Origin of the sequence: Mesorhizobium sp. M1A.F.Ca.IN.020.04.1.1, assembly GCF_003997315.1 — a bacterium.
Lineage (GTDB): Bacteria > Pseudomonadota > Alphaproteobacteria > Rhizobiales > Rhizobiaceae > Mesorhizobium.
In genome coordinates this window covers 1-16,822 of record NZ_RZSN01000043.1, presented here as the reverse complement: position 1 = coordinate 16,822, position 16,822 = coordinate 1, and the positions used below count along the sequence as shown (strand labels likewise).

Genomic DNA, 16,822 nt, shown 5'->3' with positions numbered 1-16,822 from the left:
GCGGCGGGGCGGATGCGCGCCAGCCAGGGAGGTTCTCCAATGCGCATCCAATCATGGCCGATGCTTTCGGCCTTTGCTGTCTCGACTGCTTTGCTGCTCGCATCTTCGGCCTTGGCCGAAACTGTGAAGTACAATGCGACGCTCGACGGTAGCCAGCAGAGCCCGCCCGTCACCACCAAAGGCAAGGGAACCGCCACATTCACCTTCGACACCGCCAAGAAGAAGCTCAGCTGGAACGTCAAATATTCCGGCCTCAGCGGACCTGCGACGGCTGCTCACATTCACGGCCCGGCCGCGTCGGGTGAAAACGCACCTCCGGTGATCCCATTCAAGAAGCTCAAGAGCCCGATCAAGGGATCGGCGACGCTGACCGACGCGCAGGCAGCCGACCTCGAGGCCGGCAAGTACTACGTCAACGTCCACACCAAGGCGAATCCGGACGGCGAGATCCGCGGCCAGATCGAGAAGGCAGGCGGATCGATGTAGCGGAGTTTCCTGGCAGCAACGAGGGGGGCGACCGCCTCGTTCTGCCGGATCAGGACTTGTCGCGTATCTGTGTCAGCGTGCGGGTCGGCGTGATGGCTTCAGGATCGAGCCTGATCTCGACGATCGCCGGCTTGCCGCTGGCGCGTGCGCGCTCGAAGGCCGGAGCGAAGTCTTCGGTCCTTTCGACGGTCTCGCCATGGCCGCCATAGGCGCGGGCGAGGGCGGCGAAATCCGGGTTCTTGAGGTCGGTCGCCACGACGCGGCTCGGATATTCCCGCTCCTGATGCATGCGGATCGTGCCGTAAATGCCGTTGTTGACGACCACCACGATGATCGGCAGGTCGTATTGCACGGCGGTCGCGAACTCCTGCCCGTTCATCAGAAAACAGCCGTCGCCGGCAAAAGCGATGACCTCGCGATCCGGGTATAGGGCCTTGGCCGCGACCGCGGCCGGCGTGCCGTAGCCCATCGAGCCGGAAGTCGGCGCCGCCTGCGTGGCGAAGCGGCGGAAGCGGTGGAAGCGATGTACCCAGGTGGCGTAGTTGCCGGCGCCGTTGGTGAGGATGGCGTCTTCCGGCAGCGCCTTTTCCAGATAGGTCATGATCGGCCCCATCTGGACGGCGCCGGGGCCGGTCTGAGGCGGCGTCGACCATTCGAGATAGGCGGCATGCAGCTTTTCCGTCTCCGCCGCCCAACCGGGCGCGGCCGGACCTTTGCGTCTGGCGAAGGCTCGCACGAAGGCGGCGGGGGAGGCGTTGATCGCCAGGGTTGGCCGATAGACGCGGCCAAGCTCGCCGGCGTCGGCGTGGACATGCACCAGCATCTGGTCCGGGTATGGGCTTTTCAACAGCGTATAGTCCGAGGACGGCATCTCGCCCATGCGGCCGCCGATGAGCAGCACCAGGTCTGCCTGCTTGATCGCTGCAGCCAGCTTTGGATTGATGCCGATGCCGACATCGCCAGCATAGTTCGGATGCAAGTGGTCGAACAGCATCTGGCGGCGGAAGGAGCAGCCGACCGGCAGTGACCAGGCCTCTGCGATACGGGTGACGTCCTGAACCGCTTGAATATCCCAGCGCGTGCCGCCCAGGATGGCAATTGGCCGTTTGGCGGCATTGAGCAGGGCCTCAAGCCGGTCGATTTCGGCCTCACCAGGGCTTGTTTCGACCAGCGTATGAGCCAGCGCCATTGGGGCCTCGACCTCGCTGGTCAGCATGTCCTCGGGCATCGAGATGACGACCGGACCAGGGCGGCCCGACGTCGCCACCGCGAAGGCGCGGGTGACGAATTCCGGGATGCGCGAGGCATCGTCGATCTCGACCACCCATTTGGCGATGTCGCCGAAGAAACGCTTGTAGTCGACCTCCTGAAAAGCCTCGCGCTCCTTGGCGTGACTGGCGACCTGGCCGATGAACAGGATCAGCGGCACCGAATCCTGCATGGCGATGTGAATGCCGGCCGAAGCGTTGGTGGCGCCGGGGCCGCGGGTGACAAAGCATATGCCGGGCTTGCCGGTCAGGCGCCCCTGGCAGTCGGCCATCATCGCCGCTCCGCCTTCCTGACGGCAGACGATGGTACGGATCGGCGAGTCATGCAGCGCGTCGAGCACCGCCAGATAGGATTCGCCTGGAACGCAGAAGATGCGGTCGGTGCCGTTCGCTTCGAGCGCCTCGACGATCAATTGTCCGCCGGTCTTCATTTTGCTGATCTCTCCAGTTCGGCAAGGATTTCCTCAGTGTGCTCGCCGAGACGCGGCGAGGGGCGCTCATAGACGAGCGGCGTGCCGGACATCACCATCGGCGCACGTACCGTAGGCAGCAAATTGCCATGACCGTCGTCCAGGTCGAGCCGCATGCCGCGCGCGATCGTCTGCGGGTCGGCGAACATCTGGCCGATCGTGTTGATCGGGCTTGCCGGCACGCCGGCCCCCTCTAGCTTCGCCAGCAGCGGATCGCGATCCCACGTGCTCAGCGTCTCGATGATCTGTTCGCGCAGCTTGGCGCGATTGGCGACGCGCGCCGGATTGGTGGCGAAATCCGGATTGGCTGGCAGATCGGTGAGGCCGACCGCTGCGCAGAACTTGGTGAATTGTCCGTCATTGCCGACCGCCAGGATGATATGGCCGTCCTTGACCGGCAGCACCTCGTAAGGCGCGATGTTCATATGCGCGTTGCCCATCTGCACGGGCGACTTGCCCGAGACCAGATAGTTGAGGTTCTGGTTGCCGAGCGCCGAGATCTGGCTGTCGAAGAGCGCCATGTCGATATGCTGGCCTTCACCGGTCCTTTCTGCATGGCGAAGCGCCGCCTGGATGGCGATCACCGAATAAAGCCCAGTGAACAGGTCGGAGATGGCGACGCCCGCCTTCTGCGGCTCGCGGCCGACCTCGCCGGTGATCGACATCATGCCGGCCATCGCCTGGATGATGAAATCGTACCCAGCGCGGGGCGCGTAGGGCCCGTCCTGGCCAAAACCGGTGATTGAGCAATAGATGAGACGCGGGTTGATCCTCTTCAGGCTTTCATAGTCGAGCCCGTATTTCTTGAGACCGCCAAGCTTGAAGTTCTCGATCAGCACGTCGGCCGTGGCGACGAGGCGGCGGAGCGTGTCGGCGCCCTCGGGCTTGGAGAAATCGATGGCGACCGAGCGCTTGCCGCGATTGCAGGAATGATAGTACGCCGCCGAAAGGTTCTCGCCGTCATGGCTCATGACGAAGGGCGGGCCCCATTTGCGGGTGTCGTCGCCGCCGTGCGGGCTCTCCACCTTGATGATATCGGCGCCGAGATCGGCGAGCAGCTGCCCGGCCCAGGGGCCGGCCAGGATGCGGGCGAGTTCGATGACGCGGATGCCTTTCAGCGGGGGTTCAGCCATGGATCACCGTGAGTGGTCGAAAGCGCAGCGTCTACCAACAGAGGTCGCCCCTGTCACGACCCATGCAATGGGCCAATGCCGCTAGGTTTCAGCGTATGATCCGCCCAGGCGGCGAAATCATTCATGATGATGTCACGGTTGACCTCGTTCAGGCTCTCGTGGCGGGTGTCGGCGTAAACCTTTGAAACCAGATTCGAAAAGCCCATTTTGTCCATACGCCGGGCAAGGTGGTGAACCGCTTTGCCGTAGTCCGATGCCGGATCCTTCTCGCCGCCGATCAGATTGACGAAGAGGTCGCGGCGCACGCCGGCGAAGCTCGATTCCCTGCCGGCGTAGAGCGCCAAGTTGACCACATCGCGCCACATGGAGACCGAGGCATCGCAGCCGCAGAGCGGGTCGGCGATGTATTTGTCGACCTCGACCGGATCGCGCGACAGCCAGTCGAACAAGGTCCGGTGATTGGGCACGGCCTTGCCCCAGGCCTGGAAGGTCAGCTTGGGCAGCAGCCGAGATGGCATGTCGGAGCCCAGCCGCATCCTTTCCCAGCCCAGGATGGCCAGGGCCAGCTGGCCGAGCAGGCCTTGCGAGAAATTGCCGTTCCAGATCACGGCGGCATGGACACGACCGGAGTGGCGGAGGACGAAATTCAGCGCGATCGAGGCGCCGAGCGAATGTCCAAAAGCGATGACCGGCAATCCCGGATGATCAACGGCGATCAGATCATGCACCGCGCCGACATCGGCAATCACCTTGGCGATGCCGTCGGTATCGGCGAACCGGCCGAGCGGCGCATCGGGCGCCTTTGTCGCGCCATGGCCGCGATGGTCATGGGCGTAGACATGGAAGCCGCGCGCGCCGAGGAAGTCGGCAAAGCGGGCGTAACGCGCCGCATGCTCGGCCAAGCCGTGATTGATCTGGATGACGGCGCGCGGGGATATTTGCGCATGTCTCACATAGAGGTTGAGGTCGGCCCCGGTCGGTGAGGCCAGCCTGGTCTGCTTGTCGAATGGCATGTCTCGCTCCCTTGGCGACTGATGGGCGAGGGCTTCGGCGGCGTCAAGAGAGCGCGATCCTTTCGAGCCATGTGGAGTGCGCTTATCGCTCTCCTGGGGATTATTTTCGCGCGACGACAAAGATCGCAATTCTGACACGTCGCCTGTTCTAATGTGCCGAATCCAATACGGTTCGATGATCGCCGGGAGAGCGGGAATGCGGGTTTGGGCAGTATGGGGTTCGGTTGTTCTGACCCTGGTTGGCGCCGGCGCGGCTCAGGCCGATGTGAAGATGAGCGGCACCTTCGTGGCCGACAGCGCCTGTCCGGCAACGCAAGCCATCAAGAGCGGCAAGAACTCCGGCAACGTGTCTACCCAAGCGGGACAGACCTATCAGCTTCTGGCAGGCAACAAGGACGAGCCCACCCATTATCTCATCCAGGTTCCTGGCGCCGATCCGGAGCGACGCTGGGTGAAGATCGGCTGCGGCCATGTCATCGGCGGCAGCGCGTCCGCCACGCCCTCGCCGGCCGATCCGATGAAGCCGTCGCAACCTGGTTCCGGCAAGCCTGAATATGTGTTCGCGCTGAGCTGGCAGCCCGCATTCTGTGAGACCAAGGCCAACAAACCCGAATGCAAGGCGCAGAATCCCAACGAATTCGACGCTTCGCACTTCACGCTGCATGGGCTGTGGCCGCAGCCGAACGGCAATTTCTATTGCCAGGTGTCGGCGGCCGACAAGGCCAACGACAATCCCGCGCATTGGGGGGATTTGCCGCCCGTCGAACTCGACGTCAACACGCGCGCCGAGCTCGACCAGATGATGCCGGGCACGGCGTCCAAGCTGGAGCGCCATGAATGGATCAAGCACGGCACCTGCTACGGCAAGAGCCAGCAAGAGTATTTCTCCGACGCGCTCAATCTGATGCGCGCGGTGAACGCCTCGCCGGTGCGCGATCTTTTTGTCAAAAACATCGGCAAGCAGCTGACATCGGAGCAGATACGCAATGCCTTCGACCAGGCCTTCGGCAAGGGCGCCGGCGACCGCGTGCGCGTCTCCTGCCTTGTCGATCCGTCGAGCGGAAGGCGGTTGATCGGCGAGCTGACGCTCGGTCTCTCCGGTCCGATCGGCCCCGACAGCAAGCTCGCCAGCCTGCTGATCGCCTCGGCGCCGACGAGCAAGGCGGGCTGCCCGAAGGGCACGGTCGACGCGATAGGGTTCCAATAGGGCGTGTGCCACGCCCGGATCTGGCCACCGAACCGAGCATGATTGCCGGCTGGTGGAGATCGCGACGCGCCGAAAGCGATTGCCGTTCGGCGCTTCATCGCCTACATAGCGCGCAACCCCACCCAATTCGACAGTTCAGTTTCAGGGAAAGCGCGCGTGGCTCGCCAGTTCATCTATCACATGTCAGGCCTGTCGAAGGCCTACGGCACCAAGAAGGTGCTCGACAACATCCACCTGTCCTTCTATCCGGACGCCAAGATCGGCATCCTCGGCCCCAACGGTTCGGGCAAGTCGACCATCCTGCGCATCATGGCCGGGCTCGACAAGGAGTTTCAGGGCGAGGCGTGGCTGGCCGAAGGCGCGACCGTGGGCTATCTCGCTCAGGAGCCGCAGCTCGACAACAGCAAGACCGTGCGTGAAAACGTCATGGACGGCGTCGCCAGGAAGACCGCCATCATCGAGCGCTACAACGAGCTGATGATGAACTATTCCGACGAGACGGCGGACGAGTCGGCCAAGCTGCAGGACGAGATGGACCGGCTGAACCTGTGGGATCTCGAGCAGCAGGTCGAGATGGCGATGGACGCCCTGCAGTGCCCGCCGGCCGATTCCGAAGTGACCAACCTGTCGGGCGGCGAGCGGCGCCGCGTGGCGCTCTGCCGGCTGCTGCTCGAGCAGCCCGACCTGTTGCTGCTCGACGAGCCGACCAACCATCTCGACGCCGAGACCACGCAATGGCTGGAAAAGCACCTGCGCGACTATCCGGGCTCGGTGCTGATCATCACACACGACCGCTACTTCCTCGACAACGTCACCGGCTGGATTCTCGAGCTCGACCGCGGCCGCGGCATTCCCTACGAGGGCAACTACACCAAATATCTGGATGCCAAGGCCAAGCGCCTGATCCAGGAAGGGCGCGAGGACGACGCCCGCCAGAAGGCGATCTGGCGCGAGCGCGAATGGATCCAATCCTCGCCGAAAGCGCGCCAGACCAAGTCCAAGGCGCGCATCAAGGCCTACGAGGAATTGGTCGAGCAGTCGCAGAACCGCAAGCCGACCGACACGCAGATCGTCATCCCGTCGAGCGAGCGCCTAGGCAATGTCGTCATCGAGGTCGAGGGCCTCAACAAGGGCTTTGCCGACGAGCTTTTGATCGAGGATCTGTCGTTCAAACTGCCGCCGGGCGGTATCGTCGGCGTCATCGGCCCGAACGGTGCCGGCAAGACGACGTTGTTCAGGATGATCACCGGCCAGGAAACACCGGATGCCGGCTCGATCCGCAAGGGCGAGACCGTGAAGCTCGGCTATGTCGACCAGAGCCGCGACGCGCTCGACCCGAACAAGACTGTTTGGGAAGAGATCTCGGGCGGCGCCGAGGTCATCAAGCTCGGCAAACACGAGGTCAACAGCCGCGCTTACTGCTCGTCCTTCAACTTCCGCGGCGGCGACCAGCAGCAGAAGGTCGGCAATCTTTCCGGCGGCCAGCGCAACCGCGTGCATCTGGCCAAGATGCTGAAGGGCGGCGGCAATGTGCTGCTGCTCGACGAACCGACCAACGATCTCGACACCGAAACGCTGGGCGCGCTTGAAGATGCGCTCGAAGCCTATGCCGGCTGCGCGGTGATCATCAGCCACGACCGCATGTTCCTCGACCGCATGGCGACCCACATGCTCGCCTTCGAGGGCGATGCGCATGTGGAATGGTTCGAAGGCAACTTCGAGGAATATGAGAAGGACAAGCTGCGCCGCCTGGGCGCGGAGGCGGCAACCCCGCACCGTATGACGCACAAGCGGCTGACGCGGTAGCAAAGTCCATGGCGGCGAACAAATATGAGGCTCTGAAATGGCTGACTGGTCCGCCGCCCAATATCTGAAGTTCGAGGACGAGCGCACGCGGCCCGCGCGGGACCTGGCAGCACAAGTTCCGGTCGATTTCCCGCGCCGCGTCGTCGATATCGGCTGCGGTCCGGGCAACTCGACGGAGCTGCTGGTCGAGCGCTGGCCGGATGCGGAGGTCAGCGGCTTCGACACCTCACCCGACATGATCGAGAAGGCGAAGGCGCGGCTGCCCAACGTGAATTTCGCTCTAGCCGATGCTTCCGCATGGCAGCCGGCACAGCCCGTCGACGTGATCTTCGCAAACGCGGTCTTTCAATGGCTGCCGGAGCATCCGGCGGTGTTCCAGCAGCTGATCGGGCTGCTCGCGCCGGGCGGCGCCTTGGCCATCCAGATGCCCGATAATTTTGGCGAACCCTCGCATCGGTTGATGCGCGACACCGCGGCCGAGATGCCGTTCTCGGCCAAGCTCAGGAGCGCCGCCCGCGCGCCGCTGCCCCCGGTTTCCTTCTACTACGATCTTCTGTCGCCGCTCGCCGATCGCGTGGATATCTGGCACACGATCTACAATCATCCGTTGGCCAATGCCGAAGCGATCGTCGAATGGGTCAAGGCGACGGGGCTGAAGCCGTTCCTCGATCCGCTCGACGCGGACGAGAGAAAGACATTCCTCGAAAGCTACACCGCAAAGATCGCAAAGGCCTATCCGAAGACGGCGACCGGCAAGGTGCTGCTGCGCTTCCCGCGCATCTTCATCATTGCCAAGCGGGCCTGACCGTTTCCGGTCAACTCACCGCGATAGCCGGAACTGCGATTTAGGCTGGCATAAACCGGCCAAATGCGACAAGGGTAGCGCGCTCCGGCACAAAGGCCGTGCCTCGGACGGATTGGACATGCATCGCGTCATCATCAGCGGCATCGGCGCCGAAATCCCCGAGCCTGTCATCACCAATGAAGAGCTGGTCGAAAGCTTCAACAGCTGGGTCGACACCGAGAATGCGCGCCGCGCCGTCACAGGCGAGACGCTGCTGCAGAAGTCGGACAGCGACTTCATCGTCCATGCGTCGGGCGTGCAGACCCGCCATGTGATCGAACGCGAAGGCATCCTCGATCCAACCCGCATGGCGCCGCGCATTCCGGCCCGGCCGGACGACGCGCTGTCGCTGCAGGCGGAGTTCGGCATCGCTTCGGCCAAAAAGGCCATCGCCCATGCCGGCGTGGAAGGCTCGGATATCGATCTGGTGATCTGCTCGGCCTCGCATCATCAGCGGCCTTATCCGGCGATCGCCATCGAGATGCAGCAGGCCCTGGGCACCAATGGCGCCGGCTTCGACATGGGGCTCGGCTGCTCTTCCGCCGCGGCGGCGCTGCACATCGCGGTCAACCTGGTCAGGGCAGGGGCGCACAAGCGCATCCTGGTGTCGACGCCCGAAATCATCACCGGCCATCTCAACTTCCGCGACCGGCAGACGCATTTCATCTTCGGCGACGCCTCGGTCGCCATGATCGTCGAAGGGCTCGACCAGGGCGAGAAGCGGCCGGGACGCTTCGAGGTGCTCGACACGCGCACCTGGACGCAAATGTCGAATAACATCCGCACCAATCTCGGCTACCACACCCGCACTGCCCAGGACGATCCCTACCAGATCAAACTCGAGGGCAACCTGATCAAGCAGGTCGGCAACAAGGTGTTCAAGGAAGTCACGGTCGCGGGCCACAAATTCATCGTCGAGTTCCTGGCCGAGCATGGTCTGACGCCGCAAGGCATCCGCCGCTTCTGGCTGCATCAGGCCAATGCGCGCATGAATGCGATGATCCTGAAACTCGCCTTCGGCCATGATGTCAACCACGACCGCGCGCCGATGGTGCTGGAACGCCTCGGCAACACGGCGGGCGCCGGCGCCATCGTTGCACTGTCCGAAAATCATGCGGACATGAAGGCCGGCGATTTCGGCCTGCTCTGCGCCTTCGGCGCCGGCTATTCCATCGGCGGCGCGCTGCTGAGGATGTTGTAAACCGGCTCAGGCGGGGACGAACGGCACCAGCATCGGCACGCGCCTGGCATAGTCGTCATAGGCGGGGCCGAGCTCGCCGCGCAGGAAGCTCTCCTCCAGCCTGGCCTTGACGACGATGCCGACAAGCAGCAGGGCAGCGCCGGCAACACCCCAGACAGTGCCCTTGGCTGCCATGGTGGCGAGGATCGACACCAGCAGGCCGGTGTAGATCGGGTGGCGGACCAGCCGATAGGGACCGGTGTCGACCACGCGGTGATCGGCTTTGGCGGTGACGGTGCCCGACCACAGCCGACCGAGATGCAAGCGCGCCCACCAGGCGAAAGCGATGCCGATCGCGATCAGGGCGACGCAGATCCAGCCCTCGGCAAGCGTCGGCGTCCACAGCCGCAATCGGCCGACATAGCCGTGCGCCGGCGCGAACAGCAGAAAGGTGCCGGCCAGCCAGAGAACCCGGTAACGGGCCTCAGCCTTGAAGTCCGCGCGCTTTTGCGCTGGATCGGCCCACGCGGCGGCCAGCATCCAAGACACCACCCAGGCCAACCAGAGCGCGGCGATCGCATGTTGAACCTGCATGATCTGAACCCTCCCAAGTTCGCGCCGCCATTTACGCCGCCGGCGCGGCGGCAATGCGGCGGAATGTGAAAGCGTGCGGCATCTTCAGGTAAGAAAGTCGTGATCGCCATGAAGCGCTGTGATCGGATCATCAGCGCTTTCGACTGGACCGAGTAGCCGAGCGTCTCTAGACCAACGCTATGCAGGAAACGAACCTAGAGCTTTTTCCGTCGGCGGAGCCGACGGCCGACATCGTCGCCGGCCGCAAGCTGACAGCATTGGCAGCGGCACTCTATGCCGCGCAGTCCGATCATTTCGAGACAAGGCCCGTGGACGAAATGCGCCTTGGCTTCGACGGGATCGAGGGTGACTTCCATGCCGGCGCGACTCGGCGCTCCGGCGGGCGCGAGCCCTGGTACCCGCGCGGCACCGAAATGCGCAACGAGCGGCAATTGTCGCTCGTCGCCGCGGATGAGCTCGCCATCGTCGCCCACCGCATGGGCCTCGAGGAGATCAAGGCGGAATGGATCGGCGCCAACCTGATGATCGAAGGCCTGCCGCATCTTTCGATGCTGCCGGCGGGGTCGCTGTTGTTCTTCAAGGGCGGCGTGACGATCAAGATCTGCGGCCAGAACAAGCCCTGCCGGGTCGCCGGGCAATCGATCGCCGAACATGTCAACGCGGCGGATCGCGACGCGACGGCCTTGCTGTTTCCGAAGACGGCGAAGAGGCTGCGCGGTCTGGTCGCCTGGGTCGAAAAACCCGGCATCATCAGGACCGGCGAAGAGATTTCGGTGCGGGTGCCGGAGCAGTGGATCTATCGCGCGTGATCGGGCTTCGGCTTTGGATATCGCCGGTTCAAGTCTCGCTCGAGTGAACTGTTGGAGTGGCTTTGGTTGTCATCCGTAGCGCACTGCGCTCGACCAGGCCGGATCCTCGTGCTTTTGCCAGTAGAGGCGCATCAGACGCTCAGTGATCGCCCCGACCTTGCCATCGGCAACCGGAGCACCGTCGATCATCGTGACGGGTATGATGCCGCCGGCCGTCGAGGTGATGAAGACTTCGTCGGCTGACTTGAGCGCGGCCACGCTGACATCCGCGGCAACCGTGGGCAGTCCCGCCTCGGCGCACAGGTCAAACACGGTGCGGCGCGTTATGCCGGGCAGCACGCCGACGGCGGGCGTGGTCAATTTGCCTGCCCTGACACAGAACACGTTGAAGCCTGACCTTCGGCGAGGTTGCCGTTGAAGTCGAGGACCAGCGCGGTGTCGGCGCCGCGGTCATAAGCGTCGTAGAGCCCGCGCACCAGGTCCAGCCAATGGTAGTTCTTGATCGAGGGATCGATCGAGGCAGGTGGGATACGGACTTTGTCGCTGATCGCGACGTGGAGGCCGCTTCGCAATTGTTCGGCATTGGCGACCGAGCCGAAGGGGACGGCGAAAGCCATGAACCGGTTGATCGCCTGACGCGGATCGCGGCTGAAGGTCGGCGAGGCGCCGCGCGTGCACAGCATCTCGACATAGGCACCGCGATGGCCGGACAGCGCGACGCAATTGTGCAGGATTTCGGCAACGCCGTCGCGGCCGAACGGGATGGTCATGCGAAGCTTTTCCAGCCCGCCGAAGAAACGGTCGAGATGCAGATCGAGACGGAAAAAGCGGCCGTCCCAGACATGGACCGTATCGTAAGTGGCGTCGGAATGCAGAAAGCCCCAGTCCAGCACCGACACCTTTGCCTGCGACATCGGCAGATATTGTCCATCGAGGTAAGCGACGCCGTTGGGATAGGCATGCGGATCGAGATGATGCTCTGACAGAACGGGTAGTGGCGCGGCAGGCGCGGGGGCGGCTTGGCTCATTTCGCTCCATCTTCGTCGTTGTGGAAAGGCAGGTTAGCGTCCAGCTTCGAATGAAGTAAGAGCCAGGCCAACGGCGCTGTCTAGCCTAGCCTGTGCTTTACTCGTCCTCGTCATCCTCTTCCAGCAGCCGCGTCGCGCGCCAGCGGGTCAGCACCTCATTGGTCTCGTCGATGACAAAGAAGCGTGCCGAGTCGCGGTCATAGCCTTCGGCCAGCAGTTTGTCATAGTCGGTATGGGTGTGGCGGACATGCGCGATGGTTGCCAGCCACACCGCGATCGTCGGCGGCAAGCTCTTCATATGCACGGCTCCGGCATCGGCGCGGATTTTTTCCATGTCGGAATAGGGGGCGAGCGGCAAGAGCGCGGTGAGCGCCTTGGCAATCGCGCGGCGGCGGCCGGTCGGCGCGCTCATTTCTCCTCGCGTCCGGCAATGGCCGCCTCAGGGAAGGCATCGGTCGACGCATAGTAGGGCTTGATGTCGACGACCGGCGTGCCGTCGAGCACGTCGATGGCGTCGATCTCGATCCGGCCTTCCTCGATATCGAGCGCGACGAGCTTGGCGATGTGCAGGCCGACAGGGTTCGGCCGGGCAGGGGAGCGCAGCGAGAAAACGCCTTTCGGTTCAGCCGCATGGCGCGGCTTCTGCACAATCAGATTCCGTGGGGCATGATCGAGCCAGGACAGGATGACGATGTGGCTGGCGCGATCGAGGTTCTGCAGCCCCCGGAGGTAGGGCTTGTCGATCAGGATGGCCGCAGTCCGGCCGGTCTCGCGGGCGGCGCGCATGTTCTTGGGACAATCCTCGCGGCTCGTCCAAGGGGAGGCGATCCGGCCGATGAAGACGACATGGCCGTCCGGCGGCAGATCGGCCGGGTCGTTTTCCAGGAGCGTCTCGTCCTCGCGTCTCTCGAACATCGTTCAATCAATCCGCGCACGCATGGCCTGCAATGCGCGGATCATGGCTGCGCCATTTTCTTGTCCGGGAGCGACATAGCGCTTGCCAGGCTTTCAAATTCGACATAAACATATCTTTATATCTTTCAGCGAGAACCTTTCATGCATGTCACGCTCGACACGATGGTAGATACATTGAAGGCGGCTGCCGAATCCAGCCGCCTGCGCATTCTGGTGCTGCTGTCGCGCGGGGATCTCACGGTCTCCGACCTTACCGAAATCCTTGGCCAGTCGCAGCCGCGCGTCTCACGGCATCTGAAGTTGCTGCTCGATGCCGGGCTGATCGGCCGCTACCAGGAAGGGTCCTGGGCCTTTTTTAGGCTGTCGGACACAGACAGCTCGCGCGATTTCGTTCAGCGGCTGGTCTCGGGCGTGCGCGAGGCCGATCCGCAGGTGGTGCGCGACCTGGAGCGGCTGGCCGCTGTCAAGCGCAAGCGGCAGGACCGGGCCGCGGAGTATTTTTCGGAGAACGCCGCCAGCTGGGATCGCATCCGCTCGCTGCATGTGCCGGATCGCGCGGTGGAAGCGGCATTGCTCAAGCTTGTCGGCAAACGGCCGTTCCAGTCGATGCTCGACCTCGGAACCGGAACGGGCAGGCTGCTGGAGATCTTCGCGCCGCTCTACCGGCGCGGCGTCGGCATCGACATGTCGCGCGAGATGCTGACCGTGGCGCGCGCTAATCTCGACAAAGCCGGCGTCGCCAATGCGCAGGTGCGCCAGGGCGACATCTTTTCGCCGCCGGTCGAGCGCAACGCCTTCGATCTCGTCACCATCCACCAGGTGCTGCACTATCTCGACGATCCTGCCCGCGCCATCGGCGAGGCTGCGAGGCTGCTGCGTCCGTCCGGCAGGCTGGTGATCGTCGATTTCGCGCCTCATAATCTGGAGTTCCTGCGCGACCAGCACGCGCATATGCGGCTCGGCTTTTCCGACCGGCAGATCGCCGACTGGTTCGAGGAGGCAGGGCTTGACCTCGAAGAGAGCCAGGAGTTCGAGCCGCGCGGCCAGGCCGAAGCGAGACTCACCGTCAAGCTCTGGTTGGGTCGCGATCGCCGCCTGCTGATCGCCGATCCGTCCAACGACACACTTCCAGCAAGGGAAACAGCCTGATGAACCAGTTCCGCTTTTCCCGCCGCCCCGACATTGGCGACAAGGTCCGGGTTTCGTTCGAGTTCTTCCCGCCCAAAACGGATGAGATGGAAGCAAGGCTCTGGGACACCGTCACAAGGCTCGAGCCGCTCAAGCCGCGCTTCGTCTCGGTGACCTACGGTGCCGGCGGCTCGACCCGAGAGCGCACGGCGCGCACCGTGAAGCGCATCCTCAATGAGACGACGCTGACCCCGGCGGCGCATATGACCTGCGTCGACGCGGCCCGCTATGAGGTCGACGCCGTCATCCAGGAATTCGCCGACTTTGGCGTCACCCGTTTCGTCGCCTTGCGCGGCGATCCGGCAGCAGGCGTGGGCACCGCCTATCGTCCGCATCCCGATGGTTATGCGAACGGCGCCGAACTGGTCGGGGCGCTGAAGAGCGTCGGCGATTTCGACATCTCGGTCTCGGCCTATCCGGAAAAGCATCCGGAAAGCCCGGACTTCGCCACCGACATCGACATGCTGAAGCGCAAGGTCGACAATGGCGCGACGCGGGCGATCACCCAGTTCTTCTTCGACAACGACCTCTACGAGCGCTATGTCGAGCGCGCGCGCCGCGCCGGCATCTACATCCCGATCGTGCCGGGTATCCTGCCGGTGCACAACTTCACCCAGGTCGCCAATTTTTCCTCCCGCTGCGGCGCGCTGGTGCCGGCCTGGCTGGCCGAGCGCTTCGAAGGGCTGGAGAACGATCCGCAAACGCATGCACTGGTGGCCTCAGCGGTCGCGGCGGAGCAGGTCCATGATCTGGTCGAGCGCGGCGTCGGCGATTTCCATTTCTACACGATGAACCGTGCCGATCTGGTCTTCGCCGTCTGCCACATGATCGGCATCCGCTCGCATGAGGCGGAAGCGGCCGGCTCGGCCGCGGCCTGATCAAACTCGCCGAAAAGTGTGCAGCGGTTTTGCGAAACGACATGCATCCAAAACAATGATTGAAACGGAAAAGGCCGGGCGGAACCCGGCCTTTTCGAATCGGTTGGACTCATCCTCGGTGTTGGTCTTCCCGGCTTCGGCGGGTCAGGGAAGAACGCCCATGATAAGGGCGCCGATGAATGCAAACGCAGCACAAATCATCAATGCGTTGATTGGCCTCGTCAGTCCCATGCCATAGCCTCCTCTTAAGAGCTATGGCCGGAATCTAGAGTCATTTGGGTCACAGGCAAGCGGAAAATGTGCTGCATTGCGACGTGATTGTGGAATTTGCGACCTCGAATTTGCCGTTAGCCATTGAAACTCTTCGGCAAAAATCGATCCAAGAGTTTGTGAATAAATTATGGCGAAGCCGTGGCATGGCACCGCTACCATCGGCCGAACAGGCGCCCGTCAATGGTGATCAGACCGACTCCGATCAGCGCCATGCCGCCCATTTCGAAGAGCTGCAGCCGCTCGCCCAGAAACAGGAATCCGAGCAGCACGGCACTCACCGGTACGATCAAAGTGACCAGCGAGGCGTTGGTGGCGCCGGCCGAGGCCACGAGGTTGAAATAGAGGATGTAGGCAAAGGCTGTGGAGAGCAGGGCCAGCCCGAGCACCGCGGCCCAGACTGGCGGCGAGACCGAAAACATTCCGGTCGGGCCGTAGGCAATCAGCACGACGGGGATCATGATGATGGTCGATGCGGTCAATTGCCCGGTGGCGATGACCGGCGCTGGCACCCCCTTGAACCGGCGCGCGATCATCAGGGCAATCGCGTAGGACACCGAGGCGCCGATCAGCGCGAACTTGGCCCAGACCGGCTCGCCGAGATCGTCAGCCAAACCAGGACCGATCATGACAGCTGTTCCTGCAACGCCGAGCGAGACGCCGGCCAGCTTGTTCCAGGACAGTTTTTCGTCAGCGGTGAGCGCATTGGCGAGGAGCAGCGTCCAAAATGGCGTCGTGGCATTGAGCACAGAGGCAATACCGGCGCCGAGCTCGGTCTGGCCGGCGAAGATCAGCGAAAACGGAATGACATTGTTGGCCAACGCCAGCAGGAAGAACAGGCCGGCGTGGGGAAAGGCGAGACGGAAGGACGGGCCGCGGATCGCCAGATAGAGCTGAAGCGCGGCCGCCGCGATGGCGACGCGAAACAGCACCAGCGCCAAAGGATGGATCTCCGCCACGGCAATGCGGGCAAAGAAGAAGGAGCCGCCCCAGATCGCGCCGAGCAGCAGGAGCTGCGCCCAATCTCTGAGCGTCATCGGTCCGCGTGTCGGCGCGGCGCCAGCCGCCATCGTCATGTCGTCACCCCTCCCATGCCGATCGCTCCCTCAATCCGCCGAACCAGCTCCAACCGATATACGGTTCGGTGGCAAGGGCCACCCGAAACCTGCCCAATGGTTTAGCGTAGCGCAAAAGGGTGCGGCCGCTCGCAGGCGAAGGCGAGACACAGAACTGTTTTCTTTGGCGGCTAGCTAGGATTAATTGTGCGCGCCGAGATCAAGGATTCGTCCATGCAGCGATTCGAAAATGCCCGCGAGGCGGCACTGGCGCTTCGTCCGGACGATCCGGTCTATTGCTTCCGCCCGCAGGTGCTTAAGGCCGATGCTTTGCAGTTCATGGGCATGTTCCCGGGCAAGACCGCCTATGCGGTCAAGACCAATGGCGAGCAGATCGTGCTGAAGACGCTGGTCGAGGCTGGCGTGAGCGCCTTCGACGTCGCCTCGCCCGGCGAGTTCGCCGCCGTGCGGGCCGTCTCGCCCGAGGCCGAAATGCTCTACATGCATCCGATCAAGGCGCAGTCGGACATCAAGCTGGCGCTGGAGAAATACGGCATCCGCGTCATTTCGCTCGATCATGAGGACGAGATCACCAAGCTGACGCGCGTGGTGCGTGCGCTAGACATCGATCCCGGCGCTCTCACCGTCTTCGTGCGCATCCAGACCAAAGGCCACGCG

General features: G+C 63.4%; 15 protein-coding genes and 2 pseudogenes. 9 read left to right on the top strand and 8 right to left on the bottom strand.

Annotated features, from left to right (window positions below):
- Positions 1-39 precede the first annotated feature (39 nt).
- Positions 40-486, top strand: coding sequence for a CHRD domain-containing protein (locus tag EOA49_RS11715; RefSeq protein ID WP_127243160.1), 447 nt, complete (start codon positions 40-42; stop codon positions 484-486).
- Positions 487-535: 49 nt separating this feature from the next.
- Here the strand turns inward: EOA49_RS11715 and EOA49_RS11710 are convergent, their stop codons facing one another.
- Genes EOA49_RS11710 through EOA49_RS11700 form a run of 3 tightly spaced genes read right to left on the bottom strand, consistent with a single transcriptional unit; the run spans position 536 to position 4,370 of the window.
- Positions 536-2,185, bottom strand: coding sequence for a thiamine pyrophosphate-binding protein (locus tag EOA49_RS11710; protein ID WP_127243159.1), 1,650 nt, complete (start codon positions 2,183-2,185; stop codon positions 536-538).
- Complete coding sequence (locus EOA49_RS11705) at positions 2,182-3,357, bottom strand: CaiB/BaiF CoA-transferase family protein (RefSeq protein WP_127242089.1); 1,176 nt, start codon at positions 3,355-3,357, stop codon at positions 2,182-2,184. Before EOA49_RS11705 ends, EOA49_RS11710 begins: the two co-directional genes overlap by 4 nt.
- A gap of 53 nt (positions 3,358-3,410) precedes the next feature.
- Complete coding sequence (locus tag EOA49_RS11700; protein WP_127242090.1) at positions 3,411-4,370, bottom strand: alpha/beta hydrolase; 960 nt, start codon at positions 4,368-4,370, stop codon at positions 3,411-3,413.
- Between the two features lie 196 nt (positions 4,371-4,566).
- Between EOA49_RS11700 and EOA49_RS11695 the strand changes: the two genes are divergently transcribed.
- The 4 genes from EOA49_RS11695 to EOA49_RS11680 all read left to right on the top strand — a co-directional run bounded on the left by EOA49_RS11695 (position 4,567) and on the right by EOA49_RS11680 (position 9,428).
- On the top strand, positions 4,567-5,577 hold the full coding sequence (locus tag EOA49_RS11695) for a ribonuclease (RefSeq protein WP_127243158.1): 1,011 nt from the start codon (positions 4,567-4,569) through the stop codon (positions 5,575-5,577).
- Between the two features lie 156 nt (positions 5,578-5,733).
- Positions 5,734-7,383 (top strand): energy-dependent translational throttle protein EttA, encoded by a 1,650-nt coding sequence (gene ettA / locus EOA49_RS11690; RefSeq protein ID WP_067328984.1) that lies wholly within the window; start codon positions 5,734-5,736, stop codon positions 7,381-7,383.
- Positions 7,384-7,420: 37 nt separating this feature from the next.
- Positions 7,421-8,188, top strand: a complete 768-nt coding sequence (gene tam, locus EOA49_RS11685) for a trans-aconitate 2-methyltransferase (protein ID WP_127241004.1) — start codon at positions 7,421-7,423, stop codon at positions 8,186-8,188.
- A gap of 118 nt (positions 8,189-8,306) precedes the next feature.
- Positions 8,307-9,428, top strand: coding sequence for a beta-ketoacyl-ACP synthase III (locus tag EOA49_RS11680; protein WP_127241003.1), 1,122 nt, complete (start codon positions 8,307-8,309; stop codon positions 9,426-9,428).
- Between the two features lie 6 nt (positions 9,429-9,434).
- On the opposite strand, the gene EOA49_RS11675 is transcribed toward EOA49_RS11680, so the two are convergent.
- Positions 9,435-10,001 (bottom strand): isoprenylcysteine carboxylmethyltransferase family protein, encoded by a 567-nt coding sequence (locus tag EOA49_RS11675; RefSeq protein ID WP_127241002.1) that lies wholly within the window; start codon positions 9,999-10,001, stop codon positions 9,435-9,437.
- A 179-nt stretch (positions 10,002-10,180) separates the two neighbouring features.
- Here EOA49_RS11675 and EOA49_RS11670 point away from each other — a divergent pair, with 179 nt between their 5' ends.
- The gene (locus EOA49_RS11670; RefSeq protein ID WP_127241001.1) at positions 10,181-10,810 is read left to right on the top strand and encodes an MOSC domain-containing protein; all 630 of its coding nucleotides are present in this window, start codon (positions 10,181-10,183) and stop codon (positions 10,808-10,810) included.
- Positions 10,811-10,879: 69 nt separating this feature from the next.
- Here the strand turns inward: EOA49_RS11670 and EOA49_RS11665 are convergent.
- The 3 genes and pseudogenes from EOA49_RS11665 to tsaA form a co-directional block, all read right to left on the bottom strand.
- Positions 10,880-11,838 (bottom strand): annotated as a pseudogene (locus EOA49_RS11665) (D-amino acid aminotransferase).
- A 97-nt stretch (positions 11,839-11,935) separates the two neighbouring features.
- The gene (locus EOA49_RS11660) at positions 11,936-12,250 is read right to left on the bottom strand and encodes a DUF2293 domain-containing protein (protein ID WP_066990672.1); all 315 of its coding nucleotides are present in this window, start codon (positions 12,248-12,250) and stop codon (positions 11,936-11,938) included.
- On the bottom strand, positions 12,247-12,753 hold the full coding sequence (gene tsaA, locus EOA49_RS11655) for a tRNA (N6-threonylcarbamoyladenosine(37)-N6)-methyltransferase TrmO (protein ID WP_127241000.1): 507 nt from the start codon (positions 12,751-12,753) through the stop codon (positions 12,247-12,249). Before tsaA ends, EOA49_RS11660 begins: the two co-directional genes overlap by 4 nt.
- A 141-nt stretch (positions 12,754-12,894) precedes the next feature.
- Between tsaA and EOA49_RS11650 the strand changes: the two genes are divergently transcribed.
- Positions 12,895-13,902 carry a metalloregulator ArsR/SmtB family transcription factor gene (locus EOA49_RS11650; RefSeq protein WP_067328997.1) on the top strand — a complete coding sequence of 336 codons (1,008 nt, stop codon included), beginning with the start codon at positions 12,895-12,897 and terminating at the stop codon, positions 13,900-13,902.
- Positions 13,902-14,819: a methylenetetrahydrofolate reductase [NAD(P)H] gene (gene metF, locus EOA49_RS11645; protein ID WP_067328999.1), complete on the top strand. Its 918-nt coding sequence runs from the start codon at positions 13,902-13,904 to the stop codon at positions 14,817-14,819. The genes EOA49_RS11650 and metF overlap by 1 nt, the downstream gene beginning before the upstream one ends.
- Positions 14,820-15,244: 425 nt before the next feature.
- Here the strand turns inward: metF and EOA49_RS11640 are convergent, their stop codons facing one another.
- A complete protein-coding gene (locus EOA49_RS11640; protein WP_127240999.1) occupies positions 15,245-16,165 on the bottom strand; it encodes a DMT family transporter in 921 nt (306 codons plus the stop codon).
- 213 nt (positions 16,166-16,378) lie between these two features.
- Between EOA49_RS11640 and EOA49_RS11635 the strand changes: the two are divergent.
- Positions 16,379-16,822 (top strand): annotated as a pseudogene (locus EOA49_RS11635) (ornithine decarboxylase); the annotation flags it as partial.